At 73.1% G+C, this 18419-nt stretch carries 17 protein-coding genes; 12 read left to right on the top strand and 5 right to left on the bottom strand.

Features of this window, described 5'->3' with window-relative positions:
• Window positions 1-26 precede the first annotated feature (26 nt).
• On the top strand, window positions 27-1082 hold the full coding sequence (locus ACZ6C6_RS11885; protein WP_469201639.1) for a hypothetical protein: 1056 nt from the start codon (window positions 27-29) through the stop codon (window positions 1080-1082).
• A gap of 1 nt (window position 1083) precedes the next feature.
• On the opposite strand, the gene ACZ6C6_RS11880 is transcribed toward ACZ6C6_RS11885, so the two are convergent.
• Window positions 1084-3165 (bottom strand): S9 family peptidase, encoded by a 2082-nt coding sequence (locus ACZ6C6_RS11880; RefSeq protein WP_469201853.1) that lies wholly within the window; start codon window positions 3163-3165, stop codon window positions 1084-1086.
• 209 nt (window positions 3166-3374) lie between these two features.
• Between ACZ6C6_RS11880 and ACZ6C6_RS11875 the strand changes: the two genes are divergently transcribed.
• The 8 genes from ACZ6C6_RS11875 to ACZ6C6_RS11840 all read left to right on the top strand — a co-directional run bounded on the left by ACZ6C6_RS11875 (window position 3375) and on the right by ACZ6C6_RS11840 (window position 10857).
• Window positions 3375-3569: a hypothetical protein gene (locus ACZ6C6_RS11875; protein WP_018100847.1), complete on the top strand. Its 195-nt coding sequence runs from the start codon at window positions 3375-3377 to the stop codon at window positions 3567-3569.
• A gap of 51 nt (window positions 3570-3620) precedes the next feature.
• Complete coding sequence (mshB, locus tag ACZ6C6_RS11870; protein WP_469201637.1) at window positions 3621-4520, top strand: N-acetyl-1-D-myo-inositol-2-amino-2-deoxy-alpha-D-glucopyranoside deacetylase; 900 nt, start codon at window positions 3621-3623, stop codon at window positions 4518-4520.
• Window positions 4517-4972, top strand: coding sequence for a DUF6113 family protein (locus ACZ6C6_RS11865; RefSeq protein WP_469201635.1), 456 nt, complete (start codon window positions 4517-4519; stop codon window positions 4970-4972). Before mshB ends, ACZ6C6_RS11865 begins: the two co-directional genes overlap by 4 nt.
• Window positions 4973-5136: 164 nt before the next feature.
• Window positions 5137-7230 carry a peptidoglycan binding domain-containing protein gene (locus tag ACZ6C6_RS11860; protein ID WP_469201633.1) on the top strand — a complete coding sequence of 698 codons (2094 nt, stop codon included), beginning with the start codon at window positions 5137-5139 and terminating at the stop codon, window positions 7228-7230.
• A gap of 171 nt (window positions 7231-7401) precedes the next feature.
• Entirely contained in the window at window positions 7402-8337 is a 936-nt protein-coding gene (locus ACZ6C6_RS11855) for an ABC transporter ATP-binding protein (protein ID WP_469201631.1), read from the top strand.
• Window positions 8334-9074, top strand: a complete 741-nt coding sequence (locus ACZ6C6_RS11850; RefSeq protein WP_469201629.1) for an ABC transporter permease — start codon at window positions 8334-8336, stop codon at window positions 9072-9074. The genes ACZ6C6_RS11855 and ACZ6C6_RS11850 overlap by 4 nt, the downstream gene beginning before the upstream one ends.
• Window positions 9071-10249, top strand: coding sequence for a sensor histidine kinase (locus tag ACZ6C6_RS11845; protein ID WP_469201627.1), 1179 nt, complete (start codon window positions 9071-9073; stop codon window positions 10247-10249). The genes ACZ6C6_RS11850 and ACZ6C6_RS11845 overlap by 4 nt, the downstream gene beginning before the upstream one ends.
• Window positions 10246-10857 (top strand): response regulator, encoded by a 612-nt coding sequence (locus tag ACZ6C6_RS11840; RefSeq protein WP_469201625.1) that lies wholly within the window; start codon window positions 10246-10248, stop codon window positions 10855-10857. Before ACZ6C6_RS11845 ends, ACZ6C6_RS11840 begins: the two co-directional genes overlap by 4 nt.
• Before the next feature lie 39 nt (window positions 10858-10896).
• On the opposite strand, the gene ACZ6C6_RS11835 is transcribed toward ACZ6C6_RS11840, so the two are convergent.
• On the bottom strand, window positions 10897-11625 hold the full coding sequence (locus ACZ6C6_RS11835) for a response regulator (RefSeq protein ID WP_469201624.1): 729 nt from the start codon (window positions 11623-11625) through the stop codon (window positions 10897-10899).
• On the bottom strand, window positions 11622-12938 hold the full coding sequence (locus ACZ6C6_RS11830; protein WP_469201623.1) for a sensor histidine kinase: 1317 nt from the start codon (window positions 12936-12938) through the stop codon (window positions 11622-11624). The genes ACZ6C6_RS11835 and ACZ6C6_RS11830 overlap by 4 nt, the downstream gene beginning before the upstream one ends.
• A 133-nt stretch (window positions 12939-13071) precedes the next feature.
• On the opposite strand from ACZ6C6_RS11830, the gene ACZ6C6_RS11825 reads away from it, so the two are divergent.
• Together ACZ6C6_RS11825 and ACZ6C6_RS11820 are read left to right on the top strand one after the other, a co-directional pair.
• Window positions 13072-13980 (top strand): ABC transporter ATP-binding protein, encoded by a 909-nt coding sequence (locus ACZ6C6_RS11825; RefSeq protein ID WP_469201621.1) that lies wholly within the window; start codon window positions 13072-13074, stop codon window positions 13978-13980.
• The gene (locus tag ACZ6C6_RS11820) at window positions 13977-14825 is read left to right on the top strand and encodes an ABC transporter permease (protein ID WP_469201619.1); all 849 of its coding nucleotides are present in this window, start codon (window positions 13977-13979) and stop codon (window positions 14823-14825) included. Before ACZ6C6_RS11825 ends, ACZ6C6_RS11820 begins: the two co-directional genes overlap by 4 nt.
• Window positions 14826-14896: 71 nt before the next feature.
• On the opposite strand, the gene ACZ6C6_RS11815 is transcribed toward ACZ6C6_RS11820, so the two are convergent.
• Window positions 14897-15826, bottom strand: coding sequence for an SDR family oxidoreductase (locus tag ACZ6C6_RS11815; protein ID WP_469201617.1), 930 nt, complete (start codon window positions 15824-15826; stop codon window positions 14897-14899).
• A 121-nt stretch (window positions 15827-15947) separates the two neighbouring features.
• On the opposite strand from ACZ6C6_RS11815, the gene ACZ6C6_RS11810 reads away from it, so the two are divergent.
• Entirely contained in the window at window positions 15948-16520 is a 573-nt protein-coding gene (locus ACZ6C6_RS11810) for a TetR/AcrR family transcriptional regulator (RefSeq protein WP_469201615.1), read from the top strand.
• A gap of 84 nt (window positions 16521-16604) precedes the next feature.
• On the opposite strand, the gene ACZ6C6_RS11805 is transcribed toward ACZ6C6_RS11810, so the two are convergent.
• Window positions 16605-18419 carry a coagulation factor 5/8 type domain-containing protein gene (locus ACZ6C6_RS11805; protein ID WP_469201613.1) on the bottom strand — a complete coding sequence of 605 codons (1815 nt, stop codon included), beginning with the start codon at window positions 18417-18419 and terminating at the stop codon, window positions 16605-16607.

The following is an 18419-nucleotide window of genomic DNA, read 5'->3' as shown; positions in this document are numbered from 1 at the left end:
GGCGGACGCACGGAAGTATCACCGGTGTGATACTCACCCGCGGAGCAAGAGTCACCGGAGCCGTCCTGTCCGCCGTGCTCGCGGTGATCACCGCGGGCTGGCTGATACGAGACGTCGACGCGACAGGTTTTGGCCAACTGTGGCGTTACTGGTCGGGGTTGTACGACGAGACCCCCACGCGGGCCCTCCCCGCCACCTCGGGCACGGACCTCATCCTGTTCGTGGTGTACGTCGCCGTCACCGTGGCCGCCCTGCGTGCCGCGTCCGCCGCCTCCGCGCTCGTCGTCGCCGGTGTGGTCACCCTCGCGGTGCGGCTCCCCGGCCTCTGGACCATCGGGACCCGCCGGATGGAGTCCGCGTACCCCGACGACCTGCGCTCGCGGGCCCTGATCTGCGCCTTCGTCGCCGTTGCCGCGGCCGCCGCGATGATCATCGCCGCCGGTGCGGGCCGCCGTCCGCCCGTCGACTCCTACGAGCGGACGCCGGCCGGTCCGGGCCCGGGCTCGGGCGTGCTTGCCTTCCTGGCGCTGTGCGCCGCCGGGGCCGTGCTGATCGCCTGGGAGATCCGCCAGATGGTCCGGATTCCGGAGCTCTTCCCCGACTGGTACGTGGGCGGTGACCGGATCGGGCAGTACCTGACCGGGCCGCCGCCCGGCTGGGCCACCGTGACGCTGGCCCTGCTGTGCGTGGCCGCGGGGATCAGCGCCGTGGCCCGGGCCCCGCACGCGCGCCCGTTCGGTCTGGTCGCCGGGGCGGTGCTGCTGCCCGGCGGGGTGTTCGGGGTGGTCCGGATGGTCCACTACGAGACGCTCCAGCACTTCGACCAGCTGTCCACCGAGCTCCAGCTCAGCCTGCTCAGCACGGTCTTCCAGGTGCTGGCCGCCCTGGCCGCGCTGATCGCCCTCGCCGTGCCGGGCCCGGTCCGCGCCCCGGGCCAGGACCCCTGGACCGGCGGCGGCCCGGGCTGGGGCCCCGCACCGGCCACGCCCCCGCATCCCGGGCAGGGGCCGGGCTACGGCTACCCGCAGGGCGGCGGCTTCGGCCCGCCCCCGCCGCCCTCGCAGCCGCCGCCCGGCTGGTAGTTCAGATCCCCAGCGACCGCTTCAGGAAGTCGACCTGGAGCAGCAGCAGGTTCTCGGCCACCTTCTCCTGCGGGGTCATGTGGGTCACCCCGCTCAGCGGCAGCACCTCGTGCGGCCGCCCCGCGGCGAGCAGGGCCGAGGACAGCCGCAGGGCGTGCGCGACGACCACGTTGTCGTCCGCCAGACCATGGATGATCATCATGGGCCGCGCCTGCTCGGCCGCGTGCGACAGCCCCTCGTCGGTGAGCAGCGAGTTGTACGCGTACACCTCCGGGCTCCGTGCCGGGTCGCCCAGGTAGCGCTCGGTGTAGTGGGTGTCGTAGAGCCGCTGGTCGGTGACCGGGGCGCCCACGATCGCCGCGTGGAAGACGTCCGGCCGTCGCAGCGCGGCCAGCCCTGCCAGGAAGCCGCCGAACGACCAGCCCCGGACGGCCACCCGGCCCAGGTCCAGCGGGAAGCGCTCCGCGAGCGCGTGCAGGGCCTCCACCTGGTCGTCGAGGCCGAGGGTCAGATTGCCCTTGACCGCCTTCTCCCAGGCCGGTGAGCGGCCGGGCGTCCCCCGTCCGTCCGCCACGACCACCGCGAAGCCCTGGTCCGCGAACCACTGCGAGGTGAGATGCGGATGGTGGGCGGCCACGACCCGGCGCCCGTGCGGTCCGCCGTACGGGTCCATCAGGACCGGAAGCGGACCGTCCGACTCCGAGTACCCGGTGGGGAGCAGCACGGCGCACGGAATCCGCCGTGCGCCCCCTTCGGTGAGCACCGGCCGCGCGGTCAGCACCGGGCGCTCCGCACGGCTCTCCACGACGGCGATCTCCTTGCCGTCCCGCAGCACCCGCGCCCTCGGCCCGGGGTGCTCGGGCGTCGCCGAGACCAGCACCGTCACCCGGCCCGACCGGACCGCCGTATGCACGCCCACGCCCTCGGAGACCCGCTCGACGCCCAGTTCGTTGACCCGGTAGACGTGGGTCTCGCCGGTCTCCGGCGCGGCCGCCTCCTCGCCCGCCGACGCCGACACCAGGACGTCGGAGTCCCCGATGTCCAGCACCGCCTGGACGTGCAACTGGCCCCCGGTCAGCGTCCGGTCGCCGACCGCGAGCCGCCGCGCCCCGCCCTCGTCCGTGATCCGCACGAGCCGCCCGTCCGGCGCCCACGCGGGCACCCCAGGGAACAGCTCCAGCCAGACCGGGTCCTCGTCCGCGTGAACGGTCCGGGTCGCCCCGGTCTCCGGGTCCACCGCCAGATACAGCTGGCTCTGCTGGTCCCGGGCCTGGACGAGGAGCAGCGGAGCCCCGTACGAGGACCAGTGCACCCGCGCCAGATACGGGAACCGGGCCCGGTCCCACACCACTTCGGTGCGCTTGCCGTCCAGGTCCACGACATGGAGCCCGACCTCCGCGTTGGGCGTGCCCGCCGCGGGGTACGCGACCTCCGCCGGCTTCTGCCCCGGGTGCGCGGGGTCGGCGATCCACCAGCGCCGCACGGGGCTGTCGTCCACCCGGGCCACCAGCAGCCGGGCGGAGTCCGGCGACCACCAGAAGCCCCGGTTGCGGCTCATCTCCTCGGCCGCGATGAACTCCGCCAGCCCGTACGTGACATGGGCGTCCTCCGGCTCCGCGAGCGCCCGGTCCGCCTCGCCGTCCACCCCGACCACGCGCAGGGCACCCTTGGACACATAGGCGACGTGTCGCCCGTCCGGGGAGGGGCGCGGATCGATCACCGGGCCGGGAACGGGCAGCGCGCGCGCCGTGCCCGCGCCCAGATCCGCGACGTAGACCTTCCCCGACAGCGCGAACGCGGCCGTTTCGGCGGCCCCGTCCAGGGCGTAGCCCACGATCCCCGAGGAGCCCTCGCGGCTGCGCTCCCGCCGGGCGCGCTCCTGCGCCGACAGACGCTCCTGTGACCCGCCCAGCAGCGCCCGCGGATCGGCCACCAGGCGTTCTCGCGGTCCGGAGCCCTCGTCCAGGTCCAGCGCCCAGAGCTGCCCGGAGCGGTCCGTACCCGAACCCGAGCGCAGGTAGACCACGCGTCCACCGTCGGGTGACACCGTGAACGCACGCGGTGCCCCAAGGGTGAATCTCATGGTCCGGGCCAGCTGGAGCGGAAACGTGATCTCTGACGAAGTCATGCGCCCGAACCTATCGGCAGCGCCCGTCCGTGCGCCCCTCGTGCTGCTGTGACCCGAACAATGCGTTGCCACGGATAGTTATGATCCGTAGCGCTCGGTGGGTATGAACCTGCTGGCTCCATGCGTGCTGCCCGTCCCGACCGTACAGATGGAGGTGAACCGCCGTGGCGCTCTCGATTTCGGCGGTGGTGCTGCTGGCGATCATCGTCTTCCTGCTGATCCGGAAGTCCGGACTGAAGGGAGGACATGCGGTCGTCTGCGCGCTGCTCGGTTTCTATCTCGCCAGTTCGTCCATCGCACCCACCATCTCCGAGCTGACGACGAACGTGGCGGGCATGATCGGCGGCATCAAGTTCTGAGCGGGTCACCCGTCGGCGAGCGGCCGTCCCGCGGGCTCGTAGGCTGGTCCCATGACGGACCTTCCCGCCCGGCGGCTGCTCCTGGTGCACGCGCACCCGGACGACGAGTCGATCAACAACGGCGCCACCATGGCCAGGTACGCGGCCGAGGGCGCCCTGGTCACGCTCGTGACCTGCACGCTCGGCGAGGAGGGCGAGATCATCCCGCCCTCGCTCGCCCACCTCGCCGCCGACCGCGACGACGCCCTGGGCCCGTACCGCATCGGTGAACTCGCGGCGGCCATGAAGGAGCTGGGCGTCACCGACCACCGCTTCCTCGGCGGCCCCGGCCGCTACCGGGACTCCGGGATGATGGGCGCCGAGCAGAATCACCGCCCCGGCGCCTTCTGGTCCGCCGACGTGGACGAGGCCGCCGGACACCTCGCCGACGTCATCCGCGAGGTGCGCCCCCAGGTCCTGGTGACGTACGACCCCGACGGGGGCTACGGCCACCCCGACCACATCCAGGCCCACCGGGTCGCCACCCGCGCCGCGGAGCTGGCCGCCGACGCCGCGTACCGGCCCGGCTCCGGCGCCCCGCACGCCGTCGCGAAGGTCTACTGGAACCGGGTGCCGCGCCCGGTCGCCGAGGAGGGGTTCGCCGCGCTGCGCGCCGAGGCCCCGGACGCGTTCCCGGGGATCGCCGCGATCGGCGACGTACCGGGTGTGGTGGACGAGGACCGGATCACCACCGTGATCGACGGTGCCGGGTACGAGGGCGCGAAGACCGCCGCGATGCGGGCGCACGCCACCCAGGTCGCCGTCCAGGGGCGCTACTTCGCCCTGTCGAACGACCTGGGGCAGCCGGTGTTCACCACGGAGTACTACGAGTTGGCCGACGGCACGCCCGGCGCTCCGGCGGGTGAACGCGAACAGGACCTCTTCGCGGGTGTGCCGGGGGCGGACCGGTGAGCGGCAGCAGCAGGGCACGGGCCGGCGGCGACCGGACGGGTGCACAGAAGAAGGACGTTCCGGCCACTGGTCTGGCCGCACCCCTCAACCCCGCCCGGATCGCCGCGCTGTTCGGGCTCGTGGTCGTCGGCGCCGTCGTGGGCATCGCCGGAACGCTCGTCCAGGCCGCCTGGTTCCCCGGGGGGCTGCTGCTCGCCCTGGCGGCAGCCGCCGGCCTCTTCTACGGCGGGCGCACGCTGACGGGCACCCAGCCGGGCGCCGTGGCTCCGGCGGCGGGGTGGCTGATTTCGGTCATCTTTCTGCTCAGTGGGCGCCCCGAAGGGGACTATGTCTTCGGTGACGCGCTTGGCCTCGGGCTCTTCATGCTGGGCGGAATGGCCATCGCTGTGATCTGCGCCACCATGTCGCGATCGTCCGGGCAGCGGGCCGAAAGCGGCCGACCTGCCAAGTAATGTGCTCCGTCCGATCCCGTAATGCCCCCTGTCCGTCCGGGGGGTGCGCAGTCGTTTCCCCCGGTGGCGGGGTGTGTGCCGGCGGCGGCCAGTATGGTGGTTCGCGCGCCCGGGCTGCGGCACGGGGGAAGTACGGGCGGCGGAGCCAATCGGGAGAACCTGCTTTGAGTCGTGAAACTGACAGTTCGTCCTCCGGGCCCCAGGGTCGCGGAGGAGCCGCGTACCCCTCGGGTACGCCGCCGTACGGATCCCGCCAGTATCCGTCGACGCACCCGTCGCAGGACGCCCCGGAAGGGTCCCAGGAACCCGGCGGCGCGGACCGGCCCGATGAGCCGAAGACCGAGACGACGCTGACGACGCGCATCCGGATCAACATCCCGGGCTCGCGTCCCATCCCGCCTGTTGTCATGCGTACGCCCATGAGCGACGCCGAGGGCGAGGGCGAGCGCACCGGCTCGGCCCCGCGTCCGGACGCCTCCGCGCCGGGCGGCGCACCGCAGACGCCCCAGGCACCGGCCGCGGAGGCCGGCGAGGACGCGGAGTCCGGGAAGCCGGCCAAGGAGAAGAGCGGCGGCAGCGACTGGTTCGCCCCGCGCAAGCCCCCGGCGGCCGGGAAGCCCCCGACGGGCGGCGGTCCCGGCGACACGGACGGCGCGGGCTTCCCCGCACCGGGTGCCGGGGGGCCTGGCGGTGCTGGTGTCACGGGTGGGGCCGGCGGTGTCGGCGGCGAGGGTGGTCCCGGCGCCCCGAGCGGTCCCGGCGCCCCCACCGGCCCCGGCCGTGTCTCCCCGCCGTCCGGCCCCCGTACCGATCTGCCGTACTTCTCGGACGGGCCGCGGAACGACGCCCCGGAGGGGCCCGGCGGCCCGCGTTCCACCCCTGACCTGGGCGTCCGTACCCCCGGCCCGGCCGGCCCCACCACGGGCCCGGCCACCGGCAGTTCGCCGCTCACCCCGGACCTCGACGGCCCCGGCCCCTTCCCGCCCGGCCCCGGTCCGTTCCCGCCGGGCCCCGGTCCGCTGACCCCGGGCGGCCCCGGGCAGGCCGGTGCGCCGCAGCGCATGTCCGACGACACCGCCATCCTCACCCCGCAGTTCGCCCCGCCCCCGGGGGCCTCGGGCGGCAACGTCTCGGGTGACACCCTGAACAGCGGCATCCCCGTCGTGCCCGGCGGCCGGAACGTCCCGGGCGACCCGATGGGCACCGGGCCCGGTGGACCTGGCGGACCCGGTGGGCCCGGCGGCCCGGGCAGCACGGCGCCGAAGCCGGCCGCCGCGGCCCGGCCCGCGCCGAAGGCGGCCCCCGCCAAGAAGGGCCGCTCGAAGCTGGTCCTGCTCGGTGTGGCGGTCGTCTGCCTGCTCGGTGTCGCGTACGGTGCCGGGCTCCTGATGAACCACTCCGACGTACCCAAGGGCACCACCGTCCTCGGCGTGGACATCGGCGGCGGCACCAAGGAGGACGGCGTCGAGAAGCTGGACGCCGCGCTCGCCAAGCGCGCCGCGACCCCGCTCAAGCTGACCGTGGACGGCAAGGAGACGCAGCTCGCCCCGGACAAGGCCGGGCTCTCCCTGGACAGCCAGGCCACCGTGCGCGCCGCGGCCGGCAGCGACTACAACCCGGTCTCCGTCATCGGCTCGCTCTTCGGCGGCGCGCGGACCGTCGAGCCTGTCTTTCCGGTGGACGAGGAGAAGCTGGGCGTCGCGCTCCAGGACCTGGCCGGTGACTCCGGCACGGTGAAGGACGGCACGATCCGGTTCGAGCCGGGCAAGGCCGTCGCCGTACCGGGCAAGCCCGGCAAGGCGATCGACGTCAACAAGTCGATGGGCTCCGTCCGGGACGCGTACCGTGCCCAGGTCGAGACCGGCAGCGCCCGGACCGTCGAACTGCCCGTGGTCACCAAGGAACCCACCATCACCCAGGCCGAACTGGACCGGGCGATGAAGGAGTTCGCCGAGCCCGCGATGTCCGGCCTGATCACCATCAGGGCCGGCGGCAAGGAGATCCCGTTCGGCCCGGCGAAGTCCCTGCCGCAGATCCTGTCGATGAAGGCGGTCGACGGGAAGCTGGTCGACGTCTATGACAAGAAGGCCATCGACCGGCTCTGCGCCGGTGTCTTCGACGGCGTCATGATCACCAAGGGCGACGGCAAGAAGCACCAGCTCAGCGCGGACGACGTGGCCTACGCCATGAAGGGCGCGCTGATGGGGAAGACCCCCGCCGAGCGCACGGTCACCATCGACCTCGACGGCAACGGCTGACCCGCCCGCACCACAGCCCGCCCGCCCCCGACCGGCTCCCGGTCGGGGGCGGCGGCGTTGCCGGGCACCGGCCCCCGTACGTCCATCACCCCCGGCACATGACATCTGTCATCCCGGATCCACGACCGCTGACCCTGCCGCGCGCGCACCCCGGTCCGCCAGGCTGGACGCATGACAACGACAGCCACCGGAGCGACTGCGACGAGGACCGCGGTGGTCAGCTTCGACCAGGTCAGCAAGGTCTACGGGGACGTACGCGCCGTCGACGGGCTCACCCTGGACCTGCGTCCCGGCGAGACCGTGGCCCTCCTCGGCCCCAACGGCGCCGGCAAGTCCTCCACCCTCGACCTGCTCCTCGGCCTGCGCAGCGCCGACTCCGGCACCGTCAGCCTCTTCGGCACCACCCCGCAGGAGGCCATCAGGGCCGGCCGGGTCGGCGCCATGCTGCAGAGCGGCGGCCTGATGGAGGACGTCACCGTGGAGGAACTGGTCCGGCTCGCCTGCGACCTGCACCCGCGCCCCCACCCCGTCGGTGACGTGCTGGCCCGGGCGGGCATCGCGTCGATCGCCGGCCGGATGGTCAACAAACTCTCCGGCGGCCAGGAGCAGCGCGTACGGTTCGCGCTCGCCACCGCCGGCGCCAACGACCTGATCGTCCTCGACGAGCCGACGACCGGCATGGACGTCACCGCCCGCCAGGCGTTCTGGGCCACCATGCGCGAGCAGGCCGAGCAGGGCCGTACCGTCCTGTTCGCCACGCACTACCTGGAAGAGGCCGACGCGATCGCCGACCGCGTCCTGGTCCTGCACAAGGGCCGCCTCCTCGCCGACGGCACCGCGGCCGAGATCAAGGCGAAGGCCGGGGCCCGCCGGATCGCCTTCGAGCTGGAGGGCGCGATCGACGAAGCGGCCCTGCGCGCCCTGCCGTTCCTCTCCACGCTCGACATCAACGGGCGGCGGGTGCGCATCCAGTCGCACAACGCGGACGCGACCGTCCACGCGGTCTACGGCCTCGGCCTCTACCCGCGCGAGCTGGAAGTCGCCGGACTCGGCCTGGAACAGGCCTTCGTCGCCATCACCGAGGCCGAGGAGGCCAGGAACTCGTGAACACTCTGATCCGGCTCGAAGTGACCCGGACCCTGCGGAACAAGAAGTTCATGTTCTTCTCGGTCATCTACCCGTCGGTGATCTACCTGCTGATCTCCGGCACCCGGAACGACACCGACACGATCCCGCACACCGATCTGACCCTCCAGTCCTTCTTCATGGTCTCCATGGCCTCCTTCGGCGCGCTGACGGCCGTCCTCATGGGCAACAGCGAGCGCATCGCGAAGGAGCGCGAGAAGGGCTGGGTGCGCCAGCTGCGGCTGACCGCGCTGCCCGGCCGGGGCTACGTCCTCGCGAAGATCGCCGGAGCAGCCATCGTCACCCTGCCCTGCATCGTCGTGGTCTTCCTCGTCGCCGCCTCGGTCAAACACGTCCGCTTCGACGTCTGGCAATGGTTCGCGCTGACCGGCGTCATCTGGGCCGGCTCCCTGGTCTTCGCCGCGCTCGGCGTCGCCATCGGCTACCTCACCAGCGGGGACGCGGTCCGCCCGGTCACGATGATCATCTACTTCGGGCTCTCCATCCTCGGCGGCCTCTGGATGCCCAGCGCGACCTTCCCGCAGTGGCTCCAGAACATCTCCGAGTGGCTTCCCACGCACGCGTACGCTGCACTCGGCCAGGCCGTCGAGATGGGCGGCGCGCCGCACGCCAGGGACATCGCCGTCCTCTGCGGCTACTTCCTGCTCTTCGCGGGCGGCGCGGCCTGGCTCTACCGGAAGGACACCTTGAAGGCGTGAACGACGACGAGATGTCGGTGGGGCTCGGGCGGCCGCCCGCGACCGCCCGGCAGGCCGGGATCAAGCTGCTGTGGATCGGCATCTGGCTCGCCTTCATGAGCGCGCCGGTCAAGGACCTCGCCGACGGGAACCACACCCCGTGGGCGACCGCGCTGGGCGTCCTCGGGCTGCTGGTCTTCGTCGGCGCCTACCTGGTCCTGGTCTTCCGGCACACGTCGAAGGCGCTCGACCCCTTCCGGGTGCGGGCGTCGCTCGCCTTCCTCGGGGCCCTCGCGGTCCTGCTGTCGCTGACGTTCGGCACGCCCTGGCTGGTCCTCTTCGTGTACGTGGCGGTGTCGGCCGGGGCCACGATGCCGATGCGGACCGCGCGGTGGCTGATCCCCGTCGTCACCGCCGTCCTGGTGGGCATCGGGGCGACCCTGGAGGACCCGCGCGAGACCGTCACCGCCCTGGTCTTCCCGGCCCTGCTGGGCGGTTTCGCGATGACCGGCGTACGGCAGATGGTCCGCACCACGATCCAGCTGCGCGAGGCCCGGGCCACCGTCGCGCAGCTCGCCGCCAACGAGGAGCGCCTGCGTCTCGCCCGCGACCTGCACGACCTGCTCGGCCACTCCCTGTCGCTGATCACCCTCAAGAGCGAGCTGGCCGGCCGGATGCTCCCCGACCGGCCCGATCTCGCGGCCGCCCAGGTCGCGGACATCGAACAGGTCAGCCGCCAGGCCCTGGTGGACGTACGCAGTGCCGTCACCGGATACCGCCGGCCGACCCTCCCCGGCGAACTGGCGGGGGCCCGCACCGCGCTGGCCGCCGCCGGAGTCGACGCCGCCGTCCCGGCCGACATCCCCGACGGGCTGCCCGAGAAGGCGGAGGAGGTGCTCGCCTGGGGGCTGCGGGAGGCGGTCACCAATGTCGTACGCCACAGTGGTGCGCACCGCTGCATGGTGACCCTGACGCCCCGTCAGACACTGGGCGGGCGGGTACTCGAACTCACCGTCGCCGACGACGGCCGGGGCGCCGCCGGAACGACCCCCGGCAACGGCCTCACCGGCCTCACCGAACGCCTGGCCTCGGTGGACGGCACCCTCACCACCCGGGCCACCCAGCCCCGTTCGGGCAAAGGCTTCACCATGGTCCTCAGTGTCCCGTTCGAATCCGGCCTAGGATCCGCGGAATGAGCATGATCAGACTTCTCCTCGCGGAGGACCAGTCCATGGTGCGCGAGGCCCTGGCGGCGCTCCTCGGCCTGGAACCGGACATCGAGGTGGTCGCCCAGGTCGCCCGCGGCGACGAGGTCCTGGCGGCGGCCCGGGAACACTCCGTCGACGTGGCCCTCCTGGACATCGAGATGCCCGGCATGACCGGCATCGAGGCGACCGCCCGGCTCCGCGACGCCCTGCCGGCCGTGAAGGTCGTCGTCGTCACGACGTTCGGCCGGCCCGGCTATCTGCGCCGCGCCATGGAGGCGGGCGCCGACGCCTTCCTGGTCAAGGACGCCCCCGCCTCCCAGCTCGCGGAAGCGGTACGGAAGGTGCTCGCGGGTGAACGCGTCATCGACCCCGGCCTCGCGGCCGCCGCCCTCGCCGACGGCGCGAACCCGCTGACCGATCGCGAACGCGAGGTCCTGCGCACCGCCGCGGACGGCTCGACCAACGCGGAGATCGCCACCGCCCTCCACCTCTCCCAGGGCACCGTCCGCAACTACCTCTCCACGGCGATCCAGAAACTGGCCGCCCGCAACCGCGCCGAGGCGGTCCGCGTGGCGCGGGAGAAGGGCTGGCTGTAGGGGGCGTCCGCGTCGGGCCGTCGCCGTCCGCCCCCGCCGTCACCGCCCCGGGGACACCAGCCCCGCCTCGTACGCGATGATGACGAGCTGCACCCGGTCCCGCGCCCCCAGTTTGGCGAGCAGGCGGGTCAGGTAGGTCTTCGCCGTGGCGACGCTGATGACCAGGCGCTCCGCGATCTCCGCGTTGGAGAGCCCGCTGCCGACCAGCACCAGCACCTCACGCTCCCGCTCGGTGATCGCGGTCAGCGGCGCCGGGGGAGACGGGGTGGACGCGGGACGGGCCGCGAACTCCTTGATCAGCCGCCGGGTGACGCTCGGCGCGATCAGGGCGTCTCCGGAGGCCACCACCCGGACCGCCGCCAGGATGTCGTCCAGCGCCATGTCCTTGACCAGGAACCCGGCCGCACCGGCGCGCAGGGCGCCGTAGACGTAGTCGTCGTCATCGAACGTCGTCAGGACCACCACGTGCGCCGCGCCGCCCTGAGCGGCGATCCGCTCGGTGGCCTCGATGCCGTCCATGCCGGGCATCCGGATGTCCATCACGACGACGTCCGGAGCCAGCCGGGCGGTCAGCCCGACCGCCTCCTCCCCCGTCCCCGCCTCGCCGACCACCTCGATGTCCGGGGTGTCCGCCATGACCATGCGCAGCGCGGTCCGCACCAGCGGCTGATCGTCCGCGAGCACGACGCGGACCGGGGGAGGGGCAGCCGCCCCGCCGCCCACGTCCTGGGCGGGGCCGACGGGCGCGCCGGGCTGCTCGCCGCTCATGTCGCCGCTCCCTGAACCGGCTCCGGCTCCGGCTCCGGCGGCACGGGGGCCGCCTCCCGAGCACGCTCCGGCGCGGGGACCGCCTCCGACGCGGGCACCGGCAGGCGGGCGGTGACCCGGAAGCCTCCGCCCGGGGCCGGGGCGGCGCTGAACTCGCCGTGCAGCAGGGCCACCCGCTCCCGCATGCCGACCAGGCCGAACCCGGAGGCCGCGCCGGGGGCGCCGCGCCCCGTGTCCTGGCCCCCGCCCCGGCCCCGGTCCGTGACCTCCACGGTCAGCTCCTCGTCGCCGTACTCGACGCGAACCCGGCAGGCGTCGGTCTCCGCATGGCGCACGACGTTGGTCACCGACTCCTGGACGATCCGGAACGCCGACAGCTCCAACTCCGGAGGCAGCGGGCGCCGTTCACCCCGCCAGTCCACCCCGACCCGGACCCCGGCGGCGGTCGTGGCCCGGGCGAGCCGGTCGATGTCCGCCAGGCCCTCGGCGGGGCGCAACGGCGCGTCCTCGCGTCCCGCCGCGTCCTGGCCGGGCCCGGTCTCCCGCAGGGCGCCCAGCATCCGGCGGAGCCCCGACAACGTCTCCCGGCCCGCCGCCTCCACCGCGCTCATCGCCTCGCGTGCGGCGTCCGGCTGGGTGTGCACGACCCTGGCCGCGGCGCCCGCCTGGAGGGCGATGATGCCGACGCTGTGGGCCACCACGTCGTGCATCTCGCGGGCGATGCGCAGCCGTTCGGCGACGAGTGCCCGGTCCGTGGCCCGCGCCCTAAGGTCCGCGTCGTGCTTGCGGCTCTCGTGCACCGACCGGCCCACCAGCCACGCGACGACCGCCACCAGGGCGACGGCCAGCTCCGCCGACGTGCCGGCGGCCCATCCCGCGAGGACCCGGTAGCTCACGTAGGAGACCAGGACGAGGACCGACATGACGAGGGCGAGGACGCCCGTGCGCAGCGGGCGGGCGGCGGCCGTGAAGTACAGGGCGACATCGACGGCCAGGAACTGCGCCAGGGGTATCTCCGCCACCCCGAGCGGCATCGTGGCCAGCGCGGAAGCGGCGAGAAGCAGCGCCATGGCGCCCAGCGGGCGCCGGGTGAGCCATCGGCAGCCCGCCAGGAGCATCGCCGTGGACAGCACGTTGGTCAGCAGGCCGTCCCAGCGGTAGAGCAGGACCCCGGGCAGGACCGACGCCCGCTGCTCGCCGGGCAGCCGGACCCGCATGAGGAGGGTGAGCACCATGCCCGCGAACCAGGCAGCCGCCACCCACGCACCCGGTGGGACGCGCTTGAGCAGGGGCAGGACCGGTGAACTGGACATGAGTAGAGCGTAACCAGCGCCGAACCCCCGCGCATCGGACCGTGGTTGTACACCCACGGGTGCAGTCCGGCCCGTCCGGATGTCAGCGACGGCCCGACGACACCGCCCGGTCGCGGCCAGCAGAGTGGGGACCGTGATCGAAGTCAACGGACTGACCAAGCGATACGGCGGTGCCACCGCCGTGGACGACCTGACCTTCACCGTCCGGCCGGGCGAGGTGACCGGCTTCCTCGGGCCCAACGGGGCCGGCAAGACCACCACCCTGCGCATGTTCCTCGGCCTGGTCGAGCCGACCGCCGGAACGGTCACCGTGGGGGGCCGCCGCTTCCGCGACCACCCGCGCGGACTGCGCCACGTCGGCGCCCTGCTCGACGCGGGCGACGTCCACGGCGGACGCACCGCCCGCGCCCACCTCGCCGTGCTGGCCCGGAGCAACGGCATCCCCCGCGCCCGGGTCGACGCGATCCTCGAAGAGGTGGGCCTCGCGGCAGCGGCCCGCCGCCGCGTCGGCGGCTTCTCGCTCGGGATGCGCCAGCGCCTCGGCATCGCCACGGCCCTGCTCGGCGACCCGCCCGTCCTGCTCTTCGACGAACCGCTCAACGGCCTCGACCCGGAAGGCGTGTTGTGGGTGCGAGGACTCTTCCGCCGGCTCGCCGCCGAAGGCCGTACCGTCTTCGTCTCCAGCCACCTGATGACCGAGATGGAGCACACCGCCGACCGGCTCGTCGTCATCGGGCGCGGCGCGCTCATCGCGGCCGAGAGCCTGAGCGCCTTCGCCGCCCGCTCCGCCCGCCGCAGCGTGACCGTACGCACTCCGGACGCGGCGGACCTGACGCCGCTGCTGACCGCCGAAGGCGCCTCGGTGGCCGGGGACGGCGACCGGCTCGTCGTGACCGGGCTCCCCGCGGAGCGCGTCGGTGAACTCGCCCTGCGCCACCGGGTCCTGCTCCACGAACTGACCACGCTCGGCGCCTCGCTGGAGGAGGCGTTCATGGAAATCACCGCGGACAGCGTCCAGTACCCGGCAGGAGACCCCCGATGACCACGGCGACCGCCGTCCCCGTCACGCGCGTCGAGGCCCGCGCGCGCTTCACCGACCTGATCGCCGCCGAGTGGCTGAAGACGTGGTCGCTGCGCTCCACGCCCTGGCTGTACGCGCTCGCCGCGCTGGCCGTCGTCGCGTTCAACGCCGGTACGGCCTACGACCACTACAAGTACTGGTACCAGTACGACAAGGGCAGCCAGGAGTTCTTCGTCGGCCACCGCCTGGCGCTGGTCGACGCCTTCACCAACAACTCCGCCCTGGTGCTGGTCCTGGCGCTCGCCGCGGTCGGCGCCGTGTCGGTCACCGGCGAGTACGGGACCGGGCTCATCCGCACGACCTTCGCCGCCGTGCCGGCCCGGCGCTCGGTGATGGCCGCCAAGGTCCTCGTGCTCGCCGGCGTCACCACGGCCTTCGGCGTGCTCGTCGCCGCCGCCTCCTTCGCCTCGACCCAGGCGATCCTGTCCGGACGCGGCGCCTCCGTGGCCCTCGGCGACCCCGGAACGCTCCAGGTCCTCGCCGCCTCCGCGCTGCTCGCCCCGGTCGCCGCACTCACGGGCTTCGCGCTCGGCACGGTGATCCGGCACACGGGAGCGTCGGTCGTGGCGTGCGTGGTGGTGCTGCTCCTGCTCCCCATGGTCCTCAGCGACCGCCGCCACCTGACGGCGGTGCTCCGGCACACCCTGCCGTACAGCGCCTGGGAACGCCTGGCGGGCGGCGCCCTTCCGCGGCCCCCGGCCGAGCTCTACCCGTGGTCGGAGGCGGGCGCCTGGGCCGTCTGCGTCCTGTGGGCGCTGGTCGCGGCGGGCGTGGCGGTGTGCGCGGTGCACCGCCGCGATCAGTGAGGGCGGCGGTTGTCAGGGGGTGTCCCGCGGACGTCCGGCCGGTCGGGGGCCGGTGGGACACCCCCCGGGCGTCACGCTCCCGGCGCGCCGAAGTAGTGCCCCTCGTCCAGGTCCTCGATGAGCCCGGGGCGGGCCGGCTTCCAGCCGAAGCGTTCGCGGGTCAGGGCGCTGGAGGCGGGCGAGTCGAGGCTCACCATGCCGGCCAGCCAGCCGAAGTGGCCGGCCGCGTCCTCGGGGGCGACGGAGGCCGTGGGGACGCCGAGGTGGCGGCCGATGGTCTCGGCGACGGACCGCAGCACGACGCTCTCCTCGGCCGCCGCGTGCAGCATGGTGCCGGCGGGGGCGTCCTCCAGGGCCAGCCGGAACAGGTGGGCGGCGTCCGTTCGGTGGGCGGCCGGCCAGCGCTGGGAGCCGTCGCCGACGTAACCGGAGACGCCCTTGGCGCGGGCGGTGGCGATGAGGGAGGCCACGAAGCCCTGGTCCCCGTCGCCGTGGACCGTCGGGGGCAGCCGGACGACCGACGAGCGGACGTCGCGGGAGGCGAGGGCGATCGTCGCCCGCGCGTTGTCCTGGCGGCCGCCGGGACCGCCGGCGGGCGCGTCCGGGTCGGCGGCCTGCCAGTCCTCCTCGGTCGCGACCCGGCCGGGGGCCAGTCCGAGGAGCCCGGACGCGATGACGAAGGGCTTGCCGGAGCCGGCGAGCGCGTCCCCGAAGGCGTCGATGGCCTTCCGGTCCGCGTCGGTGGCGCCCTGGAAGTCGCCGGAGAACGCGATGTCGTGCTTGAACGCGAGGTGGAGCACCCCCTCCGCGTCGGCGGCGGCCTCGCGCAGCACGTCCAGGTCGTCCAGCGATCCTCGCCGCACCTCGGCCCCCGCGGCGGCCAGCGCCTCTGCCGAGGCGTCCGAACGGGCGAGCCCGACGACCTGGTGACCGGCCCCGATGAGCTCGGGGACGACCGCGGAACCGATCCAGCCGGACGCACCGGTGATGAATACACGCATGGGAAACCTCCTGGAACAGGCTGACGATCCGGGCGGCGGGAACGCTGCCGGACCCCTGATGTCAGCGACTGTCATCAGCCTAACTCTGATGTCAGTGACTGTCATCCCATAGACTCGCCGTATGGGTCGATGGGAGCCGAACGCACGCGGCAGGCTGGAGCATGCAGCCATGGAGCTCTACGCCGAGCGGGGCTACGAGCAGACGACCGTGACCGAGATCGCCAAGCGGGCCGGGCTCACGGAACGCACGTTCTTCCGCCACTACGCGGACAAGCGCGAGGTGCTGTTCGCGGGCTCCGCCCTGCTCCAGGAACGCCTGGTGAGCGGCCTCGCCGGGGCGCCGCCGTCCGCGCCGCCGATCGACGCCGTGGCGGCGGGGCTCCAGGCGGCCGCGGCCGTGCTGGACGAGCGGCACCCGCAGGCCAGGCAACGGCAGCGGATCATCGCGGCCAACGCGGAGCTCCAGGAACGCGAGCTGGTCAAGCTCGCGTCGCTCGCCGCCGCGATGGGGGAGGCCCTGCGGGCCCGCGGCGTCAGTGAACCGGCGGCGAGTCTGGCGGCGGAGGCGGGGATCGCCGTCTTCAAGGTCGCCTTCGAGCGCTGGATCGACACCATCGGGGTGCGCGGCCTGGGCATGTTCGTCCTGGAGGGTCTGGCCGGGCTCGAATCCCTGATGGCGGGCGGCCGCCCCTGACACGACGACGCCCGCCCCGTCGGAAGACGGAGCGGGCGTCCTGGCGGAGGACTCCGGCGACCGGAGCCCCGTACCGCCGGCGGATTACGGGAACGACACCACCTGTGACGGGACGGTCTCCGTACCCGAGGTCGGCGAACCCGTGTCGTTGATGACGTGGTTGTACTGGCCCTGGCCGCCGAGCGAGACGACGAGCAGGTCGTGGAACTTCACGCCGTCCTTCACCGGGGCCTCGAAACCGTGGTCCTGGCGGATGCTCGGGTCGACGTTGTAGTAGCAGTAGCTGCCGAGCCCCCAGCCCTCGTGCGTGTTGACCGAGTCGTCCACCTTGTAGGCCGCGTAGCCCTTGATGTCACCGTTCTGGATGGCGTCCTGGTTGGGGGCGTCGTAGGCCTTCTCGTTCTGGAAGAAGATCGTCTTGCCGTTCTCGCCGGACCAGCGGACGTCGTACTTGTTGAAGTGCTCGACGAACAGCCCGGTGGCCAGGACGTTGTCGCCGTTGACCTGGAGGCCGTAGTCGGCGCGGTTGGTCTCCCAGCCGACGCCCTCGCCGTGGTCGGCGCGCCACAGCCAGGTGTGGTCGATGATCGTGTCGTTGCTGTTGATCACCATGCCCGTGGTCGCCTTGCCGGCGCCCGCGCCGCCGACCCGGACGAACACGTCCTGGACGCTGGTCGGATTGTCCGCGTGGCTCGCGGAGGCGCCCTCGGGGCCGACCTCGACCAGGGTGTCGCTGTTTGTGGTGCCCGCGTCGATGAGCAGCCCGGCCAGCTTGACGCCGTCCACGTCACCGACCTTGATGGCGGTGACCCCGTTGTCCGGGACGATCGTCGCCAGGCCGAGGCCCAGCACGACGGTGTCGGCGCGGTCGATGTCGATCGTCTGGTCGACGTGGTAGATCCCGGGCGTGAACAGCAGGTGCAGGCCCTGGTCCACCGCAGCGTTGATCGTCTCCGCGCTCGCGCCCGGCTTCACCACGTAGAACTGGTCGAGCGGGATGGACTCGCCCTGCGGGGTGCCGTTGCCCCAGGAGACGCCGCGCGCGTTGGTGCGCTTGGCCGGGACGAACACCTTGTAGGCGTCGCCGTCCAGGTAGAGGAACGGCTTCTCGCGCGAGACCGGGGTGTTGTCGAGGGTGGTGTACGGCGGTTCGGGGAAGCTCTGCGCCGGGGCGCCCTCGACGCCGGAGAACGTCATGTTCCAGACGCCGTTGCCCCAGCTGCCGATGGAGCTGTCGCGGGTGTACCACTGCTGCTGCGAGTACGGGCCGACCTGTCCGTCGATCTTGCTGTCGGCGATGTAGCCGCCGCTCGCCCAGCCGTAGCCGTTCGGGGCGAGGTTGAGGCCGCCCTTGACGTGCATCCGGCGGAACGGTGCGGCCTGCGAGACCGCCCAGCGGTCGGTGCCGTTCACCGGGTTAAGCGCCAGGTTCTCGGCCGAACGCCAGAAGTTCTGCGTGGCGTTGCCGTTGAACCAGCCCGCGTCCACGGTGACATCACCGTTGAACGTGGTGTCGTCGGGGTTCAGCCCGAGGCCGGCGATCGAGGTGTAGAAGCCGATCTGCGCGTTGATGTTGTCGTACGTGCCCGGCTTGAACAGCAGCGCGTAGCGGCCGTCACCGAACTGCGCCGACTCCTGCTTCTTGAAGACCTCGTCGACCTTGGCCTGGATGTCCGGCGTCGACGGGTCGAACACCATGACGTTCGGGCCGAGATCGCCGCCGCCCTCGACGGCCTGCGCGTCCTGCCCGAAGGCGGTCTGCGCCGTGGGGACGGCCATGAGCAGCGACACGGCGAACGCGGCGAACCCGAAGGCCCTGCCCCGGCGCCTGCGGCGGGAGGGTGCGGTGGAGGTGGGTGTGGGGGGTGTGGTGGGGGCTTCCGTGGGGGGAAGGTGCAT

Source organism: Streptomyces sp. NPDC041814 (assembly GCF_055590565.1).
Note: the sequence above shows the minus strand (reverse complement) of the source record. Positions and strands in the feature narration are given on the sequence as shown.